Annotated in this window: 16 protein-coding genes; 12 read left to right on the top strand and 4 right to left on the bottom strand. The window is 55.2% G+C overall.

Going from position 1 to position 18,072, the window contains the following annotated elements:
* Positions 1-2: 2 nt before the first annotated feature.
* The 6 genes from NY406_RS05765 to NY406_RS05740 all read left to right on the top strand — a co-directional run bounded on the left by NY406_RS05765 (position 3) and on the right by NY406_RS05740 (position 7,294).
* Positions 3-1,328 carry an alanine/glycine:cation symporter family protein gene (locus tag NY406_RS05765; protein ID WP_260533172.1) on the top strand — a complete coding sequence of 442 codons (1,326 nt, stop codon included), beginning with the start codon at positions 3-5 and terminating at the stop codon, positions 1,326-1,328.
* 184 nt (positions 1,329-1,512) lie between these two features.
* Positions 1,513-2,046 carry an inorganic diphosphatase gene (locus NY406_RS05760; RefSeq protein WP_260533170.1) on the top strand — a complete coding sequence of 178 codons (534 nt, stop codon included), beginning with the start codon at positions 1,513-1,515 and terminating at the stop codon, positions 2,044-2,046.
* Positions 2,047-2,512: 466 nt separating this feature from the next.
* A complete protein-coding gene (locus NY406_RS05755) occupies positions 2,513-3,031 on the top strand; it encodes a KdsC family phosphatase (RefSeq protein WP_260533168.1) in 519 nt (172 codons plus the stop codon).
* A gap of 85 nt (positions 3,032-3,116) precedes the next feature.
* The gene (locus NY406_RS05750; protein ID WP_260533166.1) at positions 3,117-3,986 is read left to right on the top strand and encodes an N-acetylneuraminate synthase family protein; all 870 of its coding nucleotides are present in this window, start codon (positions 3,117-3,119) and stop codon (positions 3,984-3,986) included.
* 254 nt (positions 3,987-4,240) lie between these two features.
* On the top strand, positions 4,241-6,130 hold the full coding sequence (gene htpG, locus NY406_RS05745) for a molecular chaperone HtpG (protein ID WP_260533164.1): 1,890 nt from the start codon (positions 4,241-4,243) through the stop codon (positions 6,128-6,130).
* A 288-nt stretch (positions 6,131-6,418) separates the two neighbouring features.
* Positions 6,419-7,294, top strand: a complete 876-nt coding sequence (locus NY406_RS05740; protein WP_260533162.1) for a VIT1/CCC1 transporter family protein — start codon at positions 6,419-6,421, stop codon at positions 7,292-7,294.
* Between the two features lie 6 nt (positions 7,295-7,300).
* Here NY406_RS05740 and NY406_RS05735 read toward each other — a convergent pair whose 3' ends face one another.
* On the bottom strand, positions 7,301-8,848 hold the full coding sequence (locus NY406_RS05735; RefSeq protein ID WP_260533160.1) for an AAA family ATPase: 1,548 nt from the start codon (positions 8,846-8,848) through the stop codon (positions 7,301-7,303).
* A gap of 392 nt (positions 8,849-9,240) precedes the next feature.
* On the opposite strand from NY406_RS05735, the gene NY406_RS05730 reads away from it, so the two are divergent.
* The 4 genes from NY406_RS05730 to NY406_RS05715 all read left to right on the top strand — a co-directional run bounded on the left by NY406_RS05730 (position 9,241) and on the right by NY406_RS05715 (position 13,823).
* Complete coding sequence (locus tag NY406_RS05730; RefSeq protein ID WP_260533158.1) at positions 9,241-10,773, top strand: fumarate hydratase; 1,533 nt, start codon at positions 9,241-9,243, stop codon at positions 10,771-10,773.
* Positions 10,774-11,013: 240 nt separating this feature from the next.
* Entirely contained in the window at positions 11,014-12,891 is a 1,878-nt protein-coding gene (locus NY406_RS05725) for a biotin/lipoyl-containing protein (protein WP_260533156.1), read from the top strand.
* 477 nt (positions 12,892-13,368) lie between these two features.
* Positions 13,369-13,659: a transposase gene (locus tag NY406_RS05720; protein WP_260533154.1), complete on the top strand. Its 291-nt coding sequence runs from the start codon at positions 13,369-13,371 to the stop codon at positions 13,657-13,659.
* A gap of 23 nt (positions 13,660-13,682) precedes the next feature.
* Entirely contained in the window at positions 13,683-13,823 is a 141-nt protein-coding gene (locus NY406_RS05715; RefSeq protein WP_260533152.1) for a hypothetical protein, read from the top strand.
* 398 nt (positions 13,824-14,221) lie between these two features.
* On the opposite strand, the gene NY406_RS05705 is transcribed toward NY406_RS05715, so the two are convergent.
* Together NY406_RS05705 and NY406_RS05700 are read right to left on the bottom strand one after the other, a co-directional pair.
* Positions 14,222-15,061: an IS3 family transposase gene (locus tag NY406_RS05705; RefSeq protein ID WP_260533150.1), complete on the bottom strand. Its 840-nt coding sequence runs from the start codon at positions 15,059-15,061 to the stop codon at positions 14,222-14,224.
* Positions 15,054-15,374 (bottom strand): transposase, encoded by a 321-nt coding sequence (locus tag NY406_RS05700; RefSeq protein ID WP_260533149.1) that lies wholly within the window; start codon positions 15,372-15,374, stop codon positions 15,054-15,056. Before NY406_RS05700 ends, NY406_RS05705 begins: the two co-directional genes overlap by 8 nt.
* A gap of 64 nt (positions 15,375-15,438) precedes the next feature.
* On the opposite strand from NY406_RS05700, the gene NY406_RS05695 reads away from it, so the two are divergent.
* Both NY406_RS05695 and NY406_RS05690 read left to right on the top strand, forming a co-directional pair.
* Entirely contained in the window at positions 15,439-15,873 is a 435-nt protein-coding gene (locus NY406_RS05695) for a transposase (RefSeq protein ID WP_411267071.1), read from the top strand.
* Between the two features lie 113 nt (positions 15,874-15,986).
* Complete coding sequence (locus NY406_RS05690; RefSeq protein ID WP_260533147.1) at positions 15,987-16,553, top strand: nucleotide-binding protein; 567 nt, start codon at positions 15,987-15,989, stop codon at positions 16,551-16,553.
* Positions 16,554-16,721: 168 nt separating this feature from the next.
* Here the strand turns inward: NY406_RS05690 and NY406_RS05685 are convergent, their stop codons facing one another.
* Positions 16,722-17,933: a leucine-rich repeat domain-containing protein gene (locus NY406_RS05685; protein WP_260533145.1), complete on the bottom strand. Its 1,212-nt coding sequence runs from the start codon at positions 17,931-17,933 to the stop codon at positions 16,722-16,724.
* Positions 17,934-18,072: the final 139 nt, after the last annotated feature.

Here is an 18,072-nt window from a genome sequence, read left to right as displayed (position 1 = left end):
CCATGCAATCATTTGAAGCTCTTCTTTCGCAAATCGCCGACTTTGTCTGGGGTATTCCGCTCCTGGTGGCGCTGTTCGGGACGCATCTGTTTCTGACGTTCAGACTCGGCATTATCCAGAAGCACTTGCTTTATGCTATCCGTATTTCGTTCACCCGCTCGCACGAGGGGACGGGGGAGATCAGCCATTTCGGGGCACTGGTAACGGCGCTGGCGGCGACGATCGGCACAGGCAACATCGTCGGCGTTTCGACGGCCGTGGCGATGGGCGGGCCGGGAGCGGTGCTGTGGATGTGGCTGACCGGCGTGTTTGGCATTGCCACCAAATATGGCGAGGCAGTGCTGTCGGTCAAGTATCGCACGGTAAACGAGGATGGGACGGTGGCTGGCGGGCCGATGTATGTGCTCGAAAAGGGCCTCGGTATGAAATGGCTTGGCGTTATTTTTGCCATCTTCACCGTTGTGGCCTCGTTTGGCATTGGCAACATGGTGCAGGCCAACTCCATCGCCACGCTGTTGCAGACCAAGTATCAGGTTTCGCCGTGGCTGAGCGGCGCGGTGCTGACTGTGTTCACCGGCGTGGTGATTATCGGCGGCATCAAGTCGATTGCCCGCGTTTGCGAGTACCTTGTGCCGCTGATGGCCGCGCTCTACCTGATCGGTTGCGTTGCGTTGCTGGTGATGGGGCACCATTCAATTGGCGACACGATCAGCCTGATCGTCAGTTCGGCCTTTACCGGCCAGGCCGCGCTCGGTGGATTCGCAGGTGCCGGGGCTCGCGAGGCGGTGCGCTACGGTATTGCCCGTGGACTTTTCTCCAACGAGTCGGGCCTTGGCAGTGCGCCCATCGTGGCGGCGGCGGCGCAGACTTCGCATCCGGTGCGCCAGGCGCTGATCTCCTCGACCGGCACCTTCTGGGATACGGTGGTTGTCTGCGCTGCCACAGGTATCGTGGTGGTCAACTCGGGTGAGTGGATGAACGGACTGAAAGGAGCGGACCTGACCAACGCCGCGTTCTCGCAGATTCCACATATCGGCCCGCTAGTGCTTTCGTTTGGCCTGTTGACATTCGTTTTTTCGACCATCCTTGGCTGGTCGTACTACGGCGAAAAAGCGCTCGAATATCTTGTTGGTGGCCGGGCGATCAAGCTATATCGCTGGCTCTGGGTCGCGGCGGTGATGGTTGGTTCCGTTGCTTCTTTGCGGGTGGTCTGGACCTTCGCCGACATCGCGAATGGTCTCATGGCGGTGCCAAACCTGGTTGCCTTGCTGCTGTTGAGTCCGGTGATCGCCAGTGAGACGAGGGACTATTTTGAGCGAAAAGAGTGATCAAAAATGGAGGCAGATCGGTCAGATTTGGCTGATCCGGCTGATCCGGCTGATCTGTCAGCTTCTGCAAATTATTTTTGGTAACCAGACAAGGGCGGCCTTGTCTTTTTTCTGGAAGGTTTGAAAAAATATTCTATCTTTGCTCACCTTTTCATCAACACCATCAAGATAAGGACAGTCAACTATGAATTTTAACCCGTGGCACCACGTTGAAATCGGTGAAGAGTGCCCGAATGTTGTTAACGCGATCATCGAGATTTCCAAAGACAGTAAAACCAAGTATGAGCTCGATAAAAAGACTGGAATGCTGAAGCTTGATCGCGTACTTTTCTCCTCCCTTCTTTATCCCGAGAACTACGGATTCATTCCCAAGACTCTCGGTGAAGACCATGACCCGCTCGACATTGTCGTCATCTCCCAGTGCTCCATCGTGCCGATGTGCGTCGTGCAGGCGAGGGTGATCGGCGCTATGCGCATGATTGATCACGGCGAGGGCGACGACAAGATTATCGCCGTGGCTGAAGACGACATGAGCGTTAGCGGCATCAACGACATTGGTGATCTCGGAAAGCACTTCAAAATGGAACTTCAGCACTTTTTCGAAGAGTACAAGGCGCTTGAGCAAAAGACGGTTCTGGTTGAAGAATTTCAGGACGCGGCCACAGCCAAACAGATTCTGCTTGATTCGATCAAGCGCTACAAGGAAACGTATACCTGATTCAGATAAGCACGTTTATTGATCTAGCGTATGAAAAGGGGCGTCATGGAATACAAACCATGCCGCCCTTTTTGATCTGTATCGTCGATGCGCCGGTCGGCGTGGCAGAGCATGTTGACCCGTTGATAGATGCGATCGGGCGCGCGGAGCGCCGATGTCGGCTGTTGAGTGACCTTCCTGCGAGCAATTTTTTTCTCTTTTTGCTGTAAGTTATTTTGAATAATAGCGATATCGGTGCTTTTCGCTTGGCTTCCGTGAATCCGTTTTTGCTATGAAAAGTTCGTAACATGCCATTGCTCAAGGGGTTGGTGGCATGTGGAAGGAGTGTGGATAACTTGTTGAAATGTGCTTTGACAGATATTGAAATTCTGCGCCGCAAAGACGGATCGTCGAAGATATTACGGAAAAGTGATATATTGGCCGGTATTTTGTACAGAAGCGTTTTACTACAAAACCTCATCATTTCATGATTCTTCTCTCCCCGCAGGAACAGAAAGCGAGAGCTTCGCGCATCCGGCTTGTTCTTTCGGACAACGACGGTGTGTTTACCGATAACGGCGTCTACTACTCAGAAAGGGGAGAAGAGTTCAAGCGATATTCAATCCGCGATGGCATGGGCGTCGAACGCCTGCGCGAGCACGGCGTCGAAACCGGCATCATGACCGGCGAGGTTTCGCCAAGCATTGTCAGGAGGGCGCAGAAGCTGCATATCGAACGCTTGTACCTCGGAGTCAAGGACAAGCAGTCGAGGCTGGCGGATGTGCTCTCGGATACCGGTCTCTCCGAGGCCGAAATCGCCTATATCGGCGACGACGTGAACGACATTGGTATCATGAACGCTATCGCGCCATTCGGCCTGGTGGCCTGTCCGGGTGATGCAATGCATCTGGTCGAACCCTGCGTTCACTACCGGTGCACCGCGCAAGGCGGTCGTGGAGCCTTCCGGGAGTACGCCGAGTGGCTGATTGCCCTGAGAGCTTCATAAAATCTTCTCGTTTATTCCCGTATTAATAGAATCAACCGCCGTCTTGCGGCGCGCGCTTTTTCATTATTTGACTGAATTGAAATCTATGGCTGAAGTGAAAATCGGAAATTCCATGGTCGGCGACGGCCATCGTGTTTATGTGATCGCGGAGATTGGGATCAATCATAACGGCTCACTCGAAGTGGCCAAAAAACTGATCGAAGGTGCGGCGCAGGCTGGTTGCGACGCGGTCAAGTTCCAGAAGCGGACGCCCGAGCTGTGCGTGCCGATGGATCAGCGCCTGATCGAGCGCGATACTCCGTGGGGGCGGATGACCTACATGGACTACCGCTATAAGGTGGAGTTCGGTTTCGACGACTATTCCGAGATCGATGCCTATTGCCGCGAGAAGGGCATTGCCTGGTTCGCGTCGTGCTGGGACGAGGAGGCGGTTGATTTCATGGAGCAGTTCAACCCGCCGTGCTACAAGGCGGCCTCAGCCTCGCTGACCGATCTCGCGTTGCTGAAAAAGACCAAGGCAACGGGGCGCCCGCTCATCATCTCGACCGGCATGTCCACCATGGAGGAGGTCGATGCCGCGGTCGCGGAACTCGGCAGGGAGAATTTGCTGATCGCGCACACTAACTCCACCTACCCCTGCCCGGTCGAGGAGTTGAACCTGCGCATGATCCACACGCTTCAGCAGCGCTACCCCGACAACCCCATCGGCTACTCGGGCCATGAGGTCGGACTGGCCACGACATGGGCGGCGGTGGCGCTCGGCGCGACCTTCGTGGAGCGTCACGTGACGCTCGACCGCGCCATGTGGGGTTCCGACCAGGCGGCGTCGGTGGAAATTTCCGGCATGTCGAGGCTCGTCAATAATATCCGAGATATCGAAAAAGCACTTGGCGACGGTGTCAAGCGGGTGTACGATGGCGAAGCCGCCGCGCGCAAAAAGCTCAGAAGGGTGTGAGCTGAGTGGTATGGTGGTTCTGTATCCTGACTTTTTCTGACTGCCTGATTCAGTACCTGCAGGACTCTCATCTCTTCCTGCCCTTGTTTCGAAAGAAGAATAATGCACTTCCAGGCGCTCGGGTGTCCTTACCATGAGCGCTTGCGTTATTTGGTTCTCGCCATTAAATTTACCCCGAAAATTCATCTGTTCGCCTGTGTTGTTTTACTCTATTCTTGCAGGCGAATTCATACAGAATCAAAAGACAACTTGCAATGAGTGAGCATAATACTTCGTCAGTGAGGCAATTCGAATACAAGGCTGAAATGAAGCAGCTTCTGAACCTGATCGTCCATTCGCTTTACACTCATCCCGAAATCTTTTTACGCGAGCTGATCTCCAACGCCTCCGACGCGCTCGGCAAGGCGCGCTTCAGGATGCTCTCGTCCGATGAGGGCATCGACAAGTCCGGCGAGCTGAAGATCACCATCACCGCCGACAAGGAGTCGGGAAGCTTCGTCATTGAAGACACCGGTATCGGCATGAGCGAGGAGGAGCTGATCTCGAATCTCGGCACGGTGGCCAAGTCCGGCACGCTCGGTTTCATGGAGGCGCTCAAAGCGCAGCAGAAGGAGGGCCAGCCGCTCGACGCCAACCTCATCGGTCAGTTCGGTGTTGGTTTCTACTCGGTCTTCATGGTGACCGACGAGGTGACCGTCGAGACCAAAAGCATCGAGAGCGGCTCGCAGGGATGGCGCTGGAAATCATCCGGCCAGGGCTCCTATACCATCGAGCCGGTCGAGCGCGAGGCTCGCGGCACCCGGATTTCGTTTACTCTCAAGGAGGAGTTCAGGGAGTTCGCCGAAGAGTACCGCGTCGAGCAGATTATCAAGAAGTACTCGAACTTCGTCGAATATCCCATCTGCATCGGCACCCGCCAGATCAACAGCATGACCGCGCTCTGGCAGCGTCCGAAGAGCGAGCTGAAGCAGGAGGAGGTCAACGAGTTCTACAAGTTCATTGCTAACGACTTCAAGGATCCGCTTGACTACCTGCACGTGTCGGTTGAGGGTGCGGTGAGTTTCAAGGCGCTGCTTTTCATCCCCTCTGAAGCGCCGATGGAGCTGCTCTACAACCAGGGCGCGCTCGAAAAACGCGGGCCGCAGCTCTACGTCAAAAAGGTGCTCATCCAGCACGAGTGCCGCGATTTGCTTCCGGAATACCTGCGCTTTGTCAGCGGCGTGGTCGATACAGAGGATCTGTCGCTGAACGTTTCGCGCGAGCTGGTGCAGGCAAGCCCGGTGATGGCGAAAATCAAACAGATTCTGACCGGCAAGCTGCTTGGCTGGTTCGACACCATCGCCAAAGAGGAGCCGGAGAAGTTCCGCACCTTCTACAAAGCGTTTGGCACGATTCTGAAAATCGGCCTCAATACCGACTTCACCAATCGCGACAAGCTGATCGACCTGTTGCGTTTCGAGACCACCAAAACCGGCGAGGGCGAGTACGTCACCCTCAAGCAATACGCGGAGCGCATGGCCGAGGGGCAGAGCGAAATTTACTACCACTCCGGCAGCAGCCGCCCGCAGATGCTTGCCCATCCAAACCTCGAATATTTCAAGAAGCGCGACATCGAAGTGCTCCTGCTCTCCGACCCGGTCGATGTGTTCGTGATTCCCTCGATTTTCGAGTACGACAAGAAGCCGCTCAAGTCGATCGAAAAAGCTGAAATCGACACGAGCACTGTGGAGCCCGAAGGCGAGCGCCTCGGCGCGGAGGGCACTGCCGGTGTGATTTCGCTCTTCAAGGAGGTGCTCGGCGAGCGCGTGGCCGATGTGGTTGAGTCCAGGCGCCTCGTCAGCTCGCCGGTGACGCTGGTCAGCGACAAGAATGCGCCCGACAGCCAGTTCGAGAAGATGATGAAGATGATGAGCAAGGATGCCGATATGCCTGCTTCGAAGAAGATTCTCGAAGTCAACACCGCGCATCCGATCATCAGGAACCTTGCCGGCAAACATGCAGTTGGTCTTTCAAACGATCCGGTTGTGCGCGCGGCGGTGGTGCAGCTTTTCGAGAGCGCACTCCTGCTCGAAGGTGATCTCGACTCGGTCGCCGATTACGTGTCGCGCATGAACGAACTGGTCGAGGCGGCGACGCGGGCGTAAAAGAAAAAAGAGATATGGGGCTAAAGCCCATGAAATAATTGTCAGTTCTGAACCCCGGCTTGAAAGCCGGGGCAATTATTGTTTCGACAAGTAAACTCTTGAAAATTGCCCCGGACTTCAGTCCGGGGTTTATGGGTACCGCAAAATAATTCAGGGCTTTAGCCCAATTTCTTCCATTACTGTACTCTTGCGGAGTCTTCCTTTTCTTTTTTATGATCAGCCGGTCTGATGGAGTGGCGATTCGCTCCGGCAGACAGGCTGAACTTTAACCACTAAGCACTCCCATTCGTGAACCAGTTGTCTGAAACCGATCTGCGCCATATCGCCGGATTCCAGAAAAACGAGATTACCGAGCACTACATTTACAAGCATCTCGCCGAGAAGGTTGAAGGGGTGAAGAACCGTCGCATCTTTGCGCAGATTTCCGACGACGAGCTTCGCCATTATAATGTCTGGGAAAAATTTACCGGGCAGGATGTGGAGCCTGATCGCTTCCGAATCTGGATTTTTTCGATGATTGCCATGCTTTTTGGTTTCACGTTCGCAGTCAAGCTGATGGAAAACGGAGAGCGGAATGCGCAGCTGGCCTACGAACGCGTGGCGAGCATGGGCAGTGAAATCGGCGGCCTCGTCAAGGACGAGGAGGAGCATGAGCAGGCGCTGATCGCTGTGCTCGACGAAGAGCGACTGCAATACACCGGCTCGATCGTGCTTGGCCTGAATGATGCGCTGGTCGAGCTGACAGGCGCTTTGGCGGGCCTGACCTTCGCCTTGCAGAACGCCCGGCTGGTTGCGCTGACGGCCATGATCACCGGTTTTGCTGCCGCCCTTTCGATGGCCTCCTCGGAGTATCTCTCCACGAAAGCTGAAGCCGGAGTGAAAAGCCCTGTCAAGGCTTCGATATACACTGGTGTGGCCTATATCATCGCCGTGGCGGTGCTGATTGTGCCTTATCTCTTGCTGGACGACATCTATCTGAGCCTTGCCCTGGCGTTTGTCGGAGCGTTTCTGGTGGTTGCCCTTTTCAATTTCTACGTTGCCGTTGCCCAGGAGGTGTCGTTCAAAAGCCGCTTTCTCGAAATGGCCGGGCTGATTGTGGTTGTCTCCGGCATCAGCTTTCTGGCCGGACTTGGTATCCGCTACTTCTTCGGTATCGAGGTGTAACTCTTTTTACACTTCCAGCGCCTTCAGCAGCTTTTCGACGGTGACTTCGCCCTCTGTTTCGATCTGGATGCAGAGGGTTTTTTCGTCTCCGTCCGGCGGAGTAGTGCTGTGAAGCTGGGCTTCGAGAACCTTCTGGTCGGCTTCGGAGGCGTCGCTTCCTGCCGCGTGGCGTGCCCGCACCCGCTTGCGTAGCGTCTCGTGCGTGGCGTGGAAACAGAGAATGCGGCACTCGCAGTTCATCGTTCTTGCCAGGCGGATGAAAGGGGCCCGGCGATGGGCGTCGGGGAAGGTGGCATCGACGATCACCGGAAAGCCTGCGGACAGGGCGGTCGAGGCGGCGTCGAGCATGGTGTCGTAGGTCTTCTGCGTCGCATAGGGAGTGTAGATGTCGATTCCTTTTGCGGCGCTGCGTTCGAGGCTGTCGATGCCGAAAAGGCGTTTGCGTTCGATGTCAGAGCGGATGTGGATGAAGCCGCCCATATCGGCGAGTTGCGCTGCCCAGGTCGATTTGCCGCTCCCCGAGACGCCGTAGGTGATGAGCAGCATCGGCTTTCGGGGCTGCGTGTAGGCGAGCGCGAGGCGAATGTAGGAGTGGTGCTCGGCGAGCGTTTTGGCTTTTTCCTTCTCGTCTGACTCCTGTGCAACCCGGATCGAGGTGACCTTGGCCCGTACCATCGCACGATAGACGCAGTAGAGACGCAGCACCTGCAACCCGTTGTAATCACCGTTTTTCGAGAGCCAGGCGTTCAGAAAGTGCCAAGCCAGTTCGGGGTGGGCGGAGTGCTCCAGATCCATGAAGAGGAAGGCCACGTCGCTCATGACATCGATGATGCTCAGCGCGTGGCTGAACTCGATGCAGTCGAAAATGGTGATCTTGCCGTTGCGTATTACCATGTTGCCCGTGTGCAGGTCGCCGTGGCACTCCCGCACCATGCCGAGCGCCTTGCGTTCCCGGACGATGCCGCTGAGCTTTCGGTGTTCGGCAAGCGTCCAGTAGCGGATTTTCTCGATGTCGCTCCGTTCCTCGATGGTGCGGGCGACCTCTTCGGTCAGGTCGAGATTTTCGAGCATCGGCTTGAGGATCACCTCCGGTGTGCCGAACGTCGCGGCGGGATTGGCTCGTGGGGTTTCGGCGTGGAAGGTGGCGATTACGCTGGCAGCCTCTTCGATCTGGCGTTTCGTGAGCTCGTTGTTGCGGAGCAGCCGGTCGAGCTCGAACGACCGGTCGAACTGCGCCATGCGAACCACATAGTCCACCGCCTCGCCACTCCCGCCGATGTGGATTTCGTCCGCTGACGCCGTGACCGGAAGCACGGCGAGATAGAGGTCAGGGCAGAGACGCCGGTTGAGGCGCAGCTCCTCCTCGCAGAAATGCTTGCGCCGTTCGAGCGTCGAGAAGTCGAGGAAGCCGAGATTAATCGGCTTCTTGAGCTTGTAGGCGAACGTGCCGGTGAGGAATATCCACGAAATATGGGTCTCGACCACTGCGATCTCCTGCTGGACCGGATGGGGATAGGCTTCCGGGCGGCGAAGGGCTTCGGCTGGCTGGATCATGCTTGTTCGAGGTTTTTCACGCGTTTGTCGGTTTCATCCACAAGCTAAGGCAAAAATTTCGGTATAACCAGAGCTTGGCTTCAGCGGCATCGTCTCGCAGGTTCCGGCGTATTTCCCGCTGAAGTCATTGCTGGTTCAGGGTTTCTCAAAAAAAATTGTAAATTCCACGTTTCACTGCCAGCCCTCGATTATCGCTTGAATTATCAGCAAATAAGAGCGTAATCGATGATAGAGTTTCCATATTCTTTGTCTGTACGGCCCGCTTCACCAGATGACAAGCGGTTTCACCGGAGCGATGTCCCGTTCCTCGCTGATCGTCCGTCCGGATGCATATGACAAGGCTGTTGCAGGAGAAGCGTCCACTATTTCTGTTCACCACAAGCTTGCCGACTATGAAACAGTTCAGGGATTCAATGATAGCCTTGATCACCGAAACCTCCGCGAATTTGCCGAGCGACGTTCGCAAGGCTATCGCCGATGCTGCGGAAAAGGAACGCGCCGATTCGCGGGCCGGTTTGGCCATGTCCGCTATCACGCTCAATATCGACATGGCGGTCGATGGGGTCGCTCCTGTCTGCCAGGATACCGGTATGCCGACTTTTTTCGTGCACGCGCCGAAAGGGGCCGATCTGCTTGCCATGAAGGAAGATATCAAGGCGGCGATCGTCGAGGCGACCCGCACCGGCAAGCTTCGCCCGAACGCGGTCGATTCGCTCACCGGCAAGAACTCCGGCAACAACCTCGGCGAGCATGTGCCGGTGATTCACTTCGAGCCGTGGGATCGGGACGAGATCGAGGTGAAGCTCATCCTCAAGGGCGGTGGCTGCGAAAACAAGAACATCCAGTACTCACTTCCCGCTGATATTCCCGGACTTGGTCGCGCGGCTCGCGACATCGACGGCGTGCGCAAGTGCATCCTTCACGCTGTTTATCAGGCGCAGGGTCAGGGGTGCAGCCCCGGCTTCATCGGGGTTGGCGTTGGCGGCGACCGCACCAGCAGCTATGATCTCGCCAAGCATCAGTTGCTTCGTTCGGTCGATGATACCAATCCCGATGCGGCGCTGGCCGAACTCGAAGCGGAGATTCTCGACAAAGCCAACATGCTGAACATTGGCCCGATGGGCTTCGCCGGCAAGACCACGCTGCTTGGCTGCAAGATCGGCAAAGCACATCGCGTCCCGGCGAGTTTCTACGTCTCGGTCGCCTACAACTGCTGGGCCTACCGTCGTCTTGGCGTCATCATCGACCCGAAAGAGGGTTCGATCACCGAGTGGCAGTACCGCTATCCGGGCGAGATCAAGCGCATGGCGCGCGGCGCGGGCATTCCGCTGACGGGCCGCGAGGTGGTGCTCACCGCACCGGTGAGCGAAGAGACAATCCGCTCGCTGAAGGTTGGCGACATCGTCATCGTCGATGGCGAAATGCACACCGGACGCGACGCCTTCCACCACTACATCATGCACCACGATCTGCCCGAGGGTCTTGACATTCGCGGCGGCATCATCTACCACTGCGGCCCGGTGATGCTCAAGAACGAGGCTGGCGAGTACACCGTCGTGGCGGCAGGCCCGACGACTTCGGCGCGTGAAGAGCCTTATCAGGCGGACGTGATCGAGAAGCTCGGCCTTCGCGCGGTGATCGGCAAGGGCGGCATGGGGCCGAAGACGCTTGCCGGATTGCAGAAGCACGGCGCGGTTTACCTCAACGCCATCGGCGGCGCGGCGCAGTACTACGCCAAGTGCATCGAAAAGGTGACCGGCGTCGATTTCCTCGAAGAGATGGGCGTGCCGGAGGCGATGTGGCACCTGCAGGCCAAAGCCTTCCCGTGCATCGTCACGATGGACGCGCATGGCAACAGCCTGCACAAACAGGTCGATGAGGATTCGTTTGAGAAGCTCGAAACCATCAGCAAGGAGCTTGCGTAACTCTCACTCGGAAAACAGTTTACTTTCGAGGCGGCGTTTTGCCATCTGCACAGCGTGACGGGGGCGGCTGTAATGGCTCAGTTATTATCCTGGCGGCAATAATTCACAAAAGTCACTGGTAAAAGAAATTGGGCTAACGCCCTGATTTATTTTGTGTTATCCATAAACCCCGGACTAAAGTCCAGGGCAATTATTTGAGAAGTTTAATCGCCGTAGTAATAAAACCAGCGAGAGCGTTATATGAAAAAAATACGGTTCATGGATGTCTCTTTCCGCGACGGCTTCCAGTCCTGTTACGGAGCAAGGGTCAAAACCGAGGATTTCCTTCCGGTGCTCGAAGCCGCCGTAGAGGCGGGCACCGATAACTTCGAGATTGGCGGAGGCGCACGCTTCCAGAGCCTCTACTTCTACTGTCAGGAGGACGCCTTCGAGATGATGGACGCCTGCCGCCGCGTGGTCGGGCCGGACATCAATCTCCAGACCCTGTCGAGGGGTGCAAATGTGGTCGGCCTCGTTTCGCAGTCGCGAGACATCATCGACCTGCACGCAAAGCTTTTCAAGAAGCACGGCGTCAGCACCATCCGCAACTTCGACGCGCTCATGGATGTGCGCAACCTCGCCTGGTCGGGCCAGTGCATCGTCAACGCCGGGCTGAAGCACCAGGTGGTGATCGCCCTGATGGGCTTGCCTCCGGGGTTGAACGAGTCTTATTGCCACACACCGCAGTTCTACCTCGACAAGCTCAAGGAGATTCTCGACGCGGGCATTCCGTTTGACAGCGTAGCCTTCAAGGACGCCTCCGGTACCACAACACCCGCCGTGATTTACGAAACGATCAGGGGCGCTCGCAAGATGCTTCCCGAAAGCACCGTGCTCCAGTTCCACACGCACGACACCGCCGGGATGGGCGTTGCCTGTAACTATGCGGCCATCGAGGCGGGCATCGACATCATCGACCTCGCGATGGCTCCCGTCAGCGGTGGCACCGCCGAGGTTGACATCCTCACCATGTGGCACCGCCTGCGCGACACCGACTACACGCTCGACATCGATCAGGAGAAGTACCTCAAGGTCGAGTCGATGTTCATCGAGCACATGGACAAATACTACATGCCGCCGGAAGCCAAAGAGGTCAATCCGGTCATTCCGTTCTCGCCGATGCCGGGAGGTGCGCTGACCGCCAACACGCAGATGATGCGCGACCACGACACGCTGCACTTCTTCCCGGAGGTGATCCGCAACATGCGCGAGGTTGTCGCCAAGGGCGGCTTCGGCTCGTCGGTGACGCCGGTTTCGCAGTTTTACTTCCAGCAGGCCTTCGCCAACACCGTGCAGGGGCCGTGGAAAAAGATCGTCGATGGCTACGGCAAGATGGTGCTCGGCTACTTCGGCAAAACGCCCGCCACGCCCGATCCCGAAGTCGTAGCGCTCGCCGCCGAGCAGCTCGGTCTCGAACCGACCGTGCAGGACGTGCATGACATCAACGACCGCAATCCAGAGCTTGGCGTCGAGCACAACCGCAAACTGCTCGAAGAGGCGGGACTCGAAGTGACCGACGAGAATATCTTCATCGCGGCCACCTGCGGTGCGAAGGGGATCGGCTTCCTCAAGGGCGACAAGCCGATGGGTATCCGCTACAAGGCGGACGTCGAAGTCGAGGAGGAGGCCAAGAAGGACGCCGAGGAGTTGAAGGTCACCTCGCACGGCAACTCGTTGCAGGATCGCCTCTCCGACCTCATCAGGCCGTCATCGCGCGACCTGTCGGGCAACTACATGGTGATGGTCGATGGCAAGTCGTTCAACGTGGTGATCGCCAACGGCATGGTGATGGCGCAGTCGGTCGCGCCTGGTGCGCAGCCCTTCGTGATGCCCATGCCGACGGTCTCCGCACCCCAGCAGCATCGGGGCACGCCGGTCATGCCATCCATGCCGGGCAACGTCTTCAAGATGGAGGTCGAGGCTGGCCAAAAGGTGGAGGAGGGCCAGGAGGTCGCGGTGATGGAAGCCATGAAAATGGAGTCCCCGGTCAAAGCGCCAAAATCGGGCATCGTCACAGTCGTTCTCGCCAAGCCCGGAGACGCCGTTTCCGCCGACCAGGCGCTGATGTATATCGAGTGAGAAGGGGCGGAAAGGATTTCCTACAGTGCAATTCCAAAGGGCAGACTCAAAAGGTCTGCCTTTTTTTGTTTGCTGATTAGGTGGTAAGTTTGGTGTAATCGTTTTTTGTTGTCATCGTCTATAACGAGTCGAGCGTTCTATATGGCTTTATCAAGCGTTTTTCAGGTTGGCCGTAGGCGAGTGCACTCGTGGCTTGAGCTTGTCCTTTGCACGGAAAAATAAATTTCCTGTCGCGGAGTACTGTTCATCTGCGGCCTATGTATTAAAAGAATTGGAGCAATCATGAAGCATGAAGGAACATGAAGATTTACAAACCATAATCCGTGGATGTGGCTTCAACATTTCCGATGTTAAAGATCAAAAGCACGTGTATCAGATAAAAACTTCAGAGGGGGCAATTGTAAATTGGTACACTGAGATACTCCCCAAAAATAGGACGGCTGGTTAAATTGGATCAACAAAAACCCAGCAGTCACTATGAAACAAACACGCCGCAAGTTTACGCCTGAATTCAAAACAAAGGTCGTCCTGGAAGCCCTCAGTGAACGGCTTCCCATGGCAGAACTCGCCCAGAAGCATGAGCTTCATCCGAACCAGATCACTCAATGGAAACGGGAGTTCCTCGACAAGACCTCCGATGTCTTTTCGAAAGGTGAAAAGGCTAGGAAAACCGAGCAGGATTATCAGCAGGAGAGCGAAGAACTCTACAAAACCATCGGCCAATTGAAGGTTGAGGTCGACTGGCTCAAAAAAAAATTGCAGTCGTAAAATCGCTCTCGGAACGACGCTCCATGGTTGAGAAAGAACATAGCGGTATCAGCATGCAACGCCAGTGCGACCTGCTTTCGATCCACCGATCAGGCCTGTATTATCAGCCGATAAAGACCTCGAAGCTGAATCGTGAGCTCATGCGGCTGATGATGAGCCAGTAAACCAGCATGCGAAATACCACGGCATTTACATGTGGCAATGGCTGAGTATGGACAAAGGCTACAAGATCAACCTCAAACGGGTACGGCGGCTCTATCGCCTTATGGGTCTGGAAGCCATCGGCCCCAAGCCGAACACCTCGAAACCGGCGCCGGGCCATAAGGTCTATCCGTATCTGCTCCGGGGACTTGCGATCAAGCACAGCGACCATGTTTGGGCAACTGATATCACCTATGTGCCGATGGCCCATGGATTCATGTACCTGATGGCCATCATCGACCTGAAANGCCGCTATGTAGCTGAACTGTCGTGAATACCGCATGAAANTACAGGCCGTCACCCNTAGTGGTATGAGGTACTCCCCAGTTATAGGACAGCTATCGAGAGAAAATAAGTTTGTTCATGCGGCTTTCGGAATCAGTCGTTTATTGGCAGAATAGACTTTTGCCGGAACCTGACCATCAAGCGCTTTGTGGCGACGAACCGTGTTGTAGTCGTTGAACCAATGCTTCAGGCCTTTGTAGAGTTCGAGACCATCGGCTGGTGGGTTCAGGTAAATGTACTCATACTTGACGCTCCGCCATAACCGTTCGATGAAGACGTTGTCAATTGCTCGGCCTTTGCCATCCATGGAGAGTGCAGACTTGGACTCTGTGATGACGGCTTCGGCAAAGACCTCGCTGGTGAACTGGCTGCCCTGATCGGTGTTGAGAATCTTGGGTGCCCCGTGCAACCGCACGGCTTCAAGCAAGACCTCGGCACACCATTTGGCATCCATGGTATTCGACACCGACCAGTTCAGCACATAGCGGCTTTTCAGGTCGATGATGGCCATCAGGTACATGAATCCATGGGCCATCGGCACATAGGTGATATCAGTTGCCCAAACATGGTCGCTGTGCTTGATCGCAAGTCCCCGGAGCAGATACGGATAGACCTTATGGCCCGGCGCCGGTTTCGAGGTGTTCGGCTTGGGGCCGATGGCTTCCAGACCCATAAGGCGATAGAGCCGCCGTACCCGTTTGAGGTTGATCTTGTAGCCTTTGTCCATACTCAGCCATTGCCACATACGGTAAACGCCGTAGTATGGCCTCAGCAGGTACTGCTCATCAATCAGCCGCATGAGCTCACGATTCAGCTTCGAGGTCTTTATCGGCTGATAATACAGGCCTGATCGGTGGATCGAAAGCAGGTCGCACTGGCGTTGCATGCTGATACCGCTATGTTCTTTCTCAACCATGGAGCGTCGTTCCGAGAGCGATTTTACGACTGCAATTTTTTTTGAGCCAGTCGACCTCAACCTTCAATTGGCCGATGGTTTTGTAGAGTTCTTCGCTCTCCTGCTGATAATCCTGCTCGGTTTTCCTAGCCTTTTCACCTTTCGAAAAGACATCGGAGGTCTTGTCGAGGAACTCCCGTTTCCATTGAGTGATCTGGTTCGGATGAAGCTCATGCTTCTGGGCGAGTTCTGCCATGGGAAGCCGTTCACTGAGGGCTTCCAGGACGACCTTTGTTTTGAATTCAGGCGTAAACTTGCGGCGTGTTTGTTTCATAGTGACTGCTGGGTTTTTGTTGATCCAATTTAACCAGCCGTCCTATTTTTGGGGAGTATCTCAGATGGCCATCATCGACCTGAAAAGCCGCTATGTGCTGAACTGGTCGGTGTCGAATACCATGGATGCCAAATGGTGTGCCGAGGTCTTGCTTGAAGCCGTGCGGTTGCACGGGGCACCCAAGATTCTCAACACCGATCAGGGCAGCCAGTTCACCAGCGAGGTCTTTGCCGAAGCCGTCATCACAGAGTCCAAGTCTGCACTCTCCATGGATGGCAAAGGCCGAGCAATTGACAACGTCTTCATCGAACGGTTATGGCGGAGCGTCAAGTATGAGTACATTTACCTGAACCCACCAGCCGATGGTCTCGAACTCTACAAAGGCCTGAAGCATTGGTTCAACGACTACAACACGGTTCGTCGCCACAAAGCGCTTGATGGTCAGGTTCCGGCAAAAGTCTATTCTGCCAATAAACGACTGATTCCGAAAGCCGCATGAACAAACTTATTTTCTCTCGATAGCTGTCCTATAACTGGGGAGTACCTCACACCTCAACGGGGACGCTGAATGTCCAAGGCAAAAATGCGCCAAAAGAAAAGCTAATAGCTGCATTGGGTTCATATACTGGAACTTCATCTAAGCCAGAATTGGCAATAGCAAACGCCCCAGATCCCGAGGCCCCATTAAACCCTGCCATAGCGAATAAGAAAGTTTTCCTTATTCATGGTCACGACACAACGGCAAGGGAACAGCTTGAGTTAGTACTTCATAAATTAGGCCTTGATCCATTTGTACTGACAAATACTGGCGGAGGTGTTTTAACAATAATCGAGGCTCTCGAATCTGAAATTGGCCCAAACACAAACCAAGCTCGTTTTGGCATTGTTCTTATGGCACCAGATGATATGGGATACGCAAAAGCCGATGGACAAGAGAATGTTCAACCAAGGGCGCGTCAAAATGTTGTTCTTGAAATAGGCATGCTTATCTCTGCAATTGGACGTGGTAATGTGGCAATTCTGAAAAAGGGAGACATTGAAGTTCCCTCAGATGCTCAGGCAATATTGTATATTCCGTTTAATGACCATGTAAAAGAAACTGTGTCAAAGCTGGTTAATCGGTTACAGGAAGCAGGTTTCGTGCTAAATCCAGCAAACATAACCAAAGCATCGAGTTGATGTGAGGTGTTAGATAAAGCTGTATAACTTAATCTTGTGATTTTTTTACCACCGTTTCACCATCTTGGTACAAAGCAAATTCATCCACCAATGAAAAAAGGGGAAGAGGCTCTATCACGGATACTTTTCCCCTTTTGCATTCTATTCCTGCGTCGTTAGCCCAATCCGTCAGCCATTATTCGATTTAACGATTACCTCGCACGCCGGGTTCAGTTGCATGAAGTGGTCAAGTTCGGCTTGCGGGATTCGGCCTGCGGACAGCTCCAGTTTTTCGAGACTCATCAGGTTCATCAGCGGCGCTATCGAATCGACAAGCGTGCCGGTGATGAAAAGCTCCTCAAGCTCTTCAAGGCCCGACAGCGGCTCGAGGGTGTGGATGGCGGTCTGCTCAATGCTCAGCTCCTTCAGCGCAGTCAGGTTTCGCAGCGGTTCGAGGCTGGTAATCTGCGTGCGGCTGCAGCGGAGGTATTCGAGATTTTCGAGCCGGGCCAGCGGTTCGAGTGAACTGACGCCGGTGCTGTTGATGCCGAGTTCGGAGAGATTGGTCAGATTCCGGAGCGGCTCGATCGAGGTAATCTCCGTTTTGTAGCAGCTCAGCTTTTCGAGCCTGAAAAGTCCGCTGAGCGGTGCCAGGTCATTTACCATCGTCTCGGAGCAGTACAGCTCCTCCAGATTGACCAGAGCGCTGAGCGGTTCGAGGTCGCTGATTTCGGTACTCGATACCCAGAGCAGCTTCAGCGACAGGATGTCGCGCAGCGGGTCGAGCGAGGTGAAGTCGCAGTCGAAGGCATACAGACGCTTGAGGTTGCGGAGGTTGCGGAGCGGTTCGAGGCTCTCGATCGGCGTTTCGTCGCATCGTAACTGTTGAAGGTTTTCGAGCAGGCTCGTCGGTGCGAGGTTGTGAATCCTCATGTTGTCGCAACGGACGCTGGTGGCGTTCAGGAAATCAAGCAGTTCTTCGTCCGAGGGGTCACGCTGGATTTTCAGGGTGTTCTTGACCGCCTCTTTCCAGTCGTTGCCCAGCGCCTTGAACCAGTTGTGCCGCTTCTGCGGGTCTCGCAGCAGCACGGCTCGCGATGCGGCAAGCGCCTCCTGTTCGGCGGCGGTCAGGCGGCTGTGAAAGCCCGAGTGCATCGGGCCGGTGTAGTCGTTCCGGAAGCTCACGACCGGCGATTTGCCGGTGTCAAGGCTTTCGGCCAGACAACGGATATACCAGTCGGCCTTTTTCTCCTCGATGATCCGGTAGTGCTTGTCGAGATTCTGTTCGTCAAGCGTATTGATGTCTTCGAGAATGTCGTTGCTGCATCTCGGACAGATCGCATTCTGCTGGGTCAGCGGGAAGCCGCAGACCGGGCACTGCTTGTAAATATTCTGCTCCAATTGGGTATGACCTTGTAGGATTGGGTTAGCCTGCTATCTTTGCGCAAAATANNAAAAAACCACCTCAAACCACATCCGGCCCGCGCCGGTTTTCCGTTCTGTGACGCTTGGGGCTTTTCGACAGTGTGCAATGGCGTTC

Origin of the sequence: Chlorobaculum sp. MV4-Y, assembly GCF_025244685.1 — a bacterium.
Taxonomy (GTDB): Bacteria; Bacteroidota; Chlorobiia; order Chlorobiales; family Chlorobiaceae; genus Chlorobaculum.
The sequence above is the reverse complement of the archived record's forward strand: the minus strand, read 5'-3'. Positions and strand labels throughout refer to the sequence as shown.

What these genes read in the sequence shown, in the direction of transcription:
- NY406_RS05765 (WP_260533172.1), top strand. Translation starts at nt 3, where the DNA reads ATGCAATCATTTGAAGCTCTTCTTTCGCAAATCGCCGACTTTGTCTGG.
- NY406_RS05760 (WP_260533170.1), top strand. Translation starts at nt 1,513, where the DNA reads ATGAATTTTAACCCGTGGCACCACGTTGAAATCGGTGAAGAGTGCCCG.
- NY406_RS05755 (WP_260533168.1), top strand. Translation starts at nt 2,513, where the DNA reads ATGATTCTTCTCTCCCCGCAGGAACAGAAAGCGAGAGCTTCGCGCATC.
- NY406_RS05750 (WP_260533166.1), top strand. Translation starts at nt 3,117, where the DNA reads ATGGCTGAAGTGAAAATCGGAAATTCCATGGTCGGCGACGGCCATCGT.
- htpG (WP_260533164.1), top strand. Translation starts at nt 4,241, where the DNA reads ATGAGTGAGCATAATACTTCGTCAGTGAGGCAATTCGAATACAAGGCT.
- NY406_RS05735 (WP_260533160.1), bottom strand. Translation starts at nt 8,848, where the DNA reads ATGATCCAGCCAGCCGAAGCCCTTCGCCGCCCGGAAGCCTATCCCCAT.
- NY406_RS05730 (WP_260533158.1), top strand. Translation starts at nt 9,241, where the DNA reads ATGAAACAGTTCAGGGATTCAATGATAGCCTTGATCACCGAAACCTCC.
- NY406_RS05725 (WP_260533156.1), top strand. Translation starts at nt 11,014, where the DNA reads ATGAAAAAAATACGGTTCATGGATGTCTCTTTCCGCGACGGCTTCCAG.
- NY406_RS05720 (WP_260533154.1), top strand. Translation starts at nt 13,369, where the DNA reads ATGAAACAAACACGCCGCAAGTTTACGCCTGAATTCAAAACAAAGGTC.
- NY406_RS05715 (WP_260533152.1), top strand. Translation starts at nt 13,683, where the DNA reads ATGGTTGAGAAAGAACATAGCGGTATCAGCATGCAACGCCAGTGCGAC.
- NY406_RS05705 (WP_260533150.1), bottom strand. Translation starts at nt 15,061, where the DNA reads ATGGTTGAGAAAGAACATAGCGGTATCAGCATGCAACGCCAGTGCGAC.
- NY406_RS05700 (WP_260533149.1), bottom strand. Translation starts at nt 15,374, where the DNA reads ATGAAACAAACACGCCGCAAGTTTACGCCTGAATTCAAAACAAAGGTC.
- NY406_RS05695 (WP_411267071.1), top strand. Translation starts at nt 15,439, where the DNA reads ATGGCCATCATCGACCTGAAAAGCCGCTATGTGCTGAACTGGTCGGTG.